Annotated in this window: 1 protein-coding gene and 1 pseudogene; both read left to right on the top strand. The window is 40.4% G+C overall.

What is annotated here, in order from left to right:
• Positions 1–187, top strand: a pseudogene (locus CWB80_RS21945) (MFS transporter); the annotation flags it as partial.
• Positions 188–191: 4 nt separating this feature from the next.
• The coding region (locus CWB80_RS21950; protein WP_502705020.1) for a trehalase domain-containing protein at positions 192–1,411 on the top strand (1,220 nt) is incomplete at its 3' end.

The following is a 1,411-nucleotide window of genomic DNA, read 5'->3' on the forward strand; positions in this document are numbered from 1 at the left end:
GTTAAGTGGTTATTACTTTGTATCTATGGCATTAGGCTTTTTATTTGCTGGATTTTTGTCTGGGTGGAGTTATGGTTACCTAGTCAAAGAGATAAAATCCCCCGAAATCATGTGGCTATTATTTGCAGGCATTGCACTAGTTACCGGATTTGGTTTTTATTTATTAGCGCGATACAAAAAGGGCTAAATAAATGATTTTTAAAAATCTGTTTATTTTAATCACCGTGCTTTTAATCAGTCATTGTGAGGCTGCTGCTAGTGAGGTGGTTGATTATAAAAACTTAATAGATAGAACCGGAAGCCCATATTATATGCAGGACTTTGAGCAAGGCGGCCACCAACGTTTTAACCCTCTTTTTGATCTAGGCGCGTGGCATGGACATTTGCTACCAACAGATGAAAACGTCGGCGCGTTCACCGGGCCTGCTATTGTTACTGAGGAGTATTTAAATTTTATAGCGCCTTATCTAGAAAAGCTGACTGTTTATAAAGGCATGAAAGTCGATGAGGCCAATAAAGTGAAGCTAGCAATGCGGGCTTACAGCGAACCCGGCGCGTTAGTGCAAGAGCTGAGCGGTGATGGGGTAAGCATAACGCTTACTTTGCGCTTTGTGACAAATCGCACTTCATTAGTTAAAACACAGATTAAAACTACTGAGCCTGTTACATTACATTTCACAGGAAAACTTATAAACCATTTACGTGCTAACAATGGCACCGAAAAAGCTGGGCGTTCGCCATTTGTGGTTTATCCGAAATTAACCCCCCGATGGCAAGTCACTAGCAATAGTATTGCGATTAGTTTTGGCAAAGTAAGGGCGCATGGACACATACTCACTTCGGGGAGCTCACAGTTATTGCTTAAAAAAACGTTAGCGGTTAGAACACGTCATGACGACCTAAGTTACTCAAGCACAACGCACATAAAAAACAATCGTACATTCTACACAAGCTATTCATATTTATTAAATAATCAAGAAGCGGTACGTGAAAAAGAGGTTATTGATAAAATTTTAAAACAACCCGAACATCATTTATCACTTAGTAAATTACGTTGGCAAGAGTATATAAATAAAGCCACACAGCCAATTAGTAACAAGCAACCCGCTCTACAAAAACTTGCAGTAAAAAGTGTTGAAACGTTAATTGGAAATTGGCGCAGTAAAGCTGGTGCAGTAGGTTTTGATACCGTTAGTCCAGCCGTGACCGGTCGCTGGTTTTCAGGTAATCAAACTTGGCCTTGGGATAGCTACAAGCAGGCATATGCACTGGTAACATTTAATCCAGAGCTTGCTAAACAAAATTTGAATGCTGTGTTTGAGCATCAAATAACGCCAAACGATGCTGTCAGGCCATGGGATGCTGGATTTATACCTGACTTAGTGGCCTATAATTTTAGTGCAAAACGCGG

The organism is Pseudoalteromonas sp. S1650, assembly GCF_005887195.1.
In the GTDB taxonomy this organism is placed as follows: Bacteria; Pseudomonadota; Gammaproteobacteria; order Enterobacterales; family Alteromonadaceae; genus Pseudoalteromonas; species Pseudoalteromonas simplex.